The sequence below is a fragment of the Bordetella tumulicola genome (genome assembly GCF_054779135.1).
Genome location: NZ_BAAGYU010000016.1, coordinates 1 through 506 on the forward strand (window position 1 = coordinate 1; position 506 = coordinate 506).

Here is a 506-nt window from a genome sequence, read left to right on the forward strand (position 1 = left end):
CACTTTGGCATGAAGGCCCACATTGGTGTCGATGCCAAGAGTGGCCTGACCCACAGCCTAGTCACCACCGCGGCCAACGAGCATGACCTCAATCAGCTGGGTAATCTGCTTCATGGAGAGGAGCAATTTGTCTCAGCCGATGCCGGCTACCAAGGAGCGCCACAGCGCGAGGAGCTGGCCGAGGTGGATGTGGACTGGCTGATCGCCGAGCGTCCCGGCAAGGTAAAAACCTTGAAGCAGCATCCGCGCAAGAACAAAACGGCCATCAACATCGAATACATGAAAGCCAGCATCCGTGCCAGGGTGGAGCACCCGTTTCGCATCATCAAGCGGCAGTTCGGCTTCGTGAAAGCCAGATACAAAGGGCTGCTGAAAAACGATAACCAACTGGCGATGTTATTCACCCTGGCCAACCTGTTTCGGGTGGACCAAATGATACGTCAGTGGGAGAGATCTCAGTAAAAACCGGAAATAACGCCAGAAATGGTGGAAAAAATAGCCTAAAT

General features: G+C 53.8%; 1 pseudogene. It reads left to right on the top strand.

Annotated elements, in window-relative coordinates:
- Positions 1–462 (top strand): annotated as a pseudogene (locus ACYVDM_RS25860) (IS5-like element ISKpn26 family transposase); the annotation flags it as partial.
- Positions 463–506: the final 44 nt, after the last annotated feature.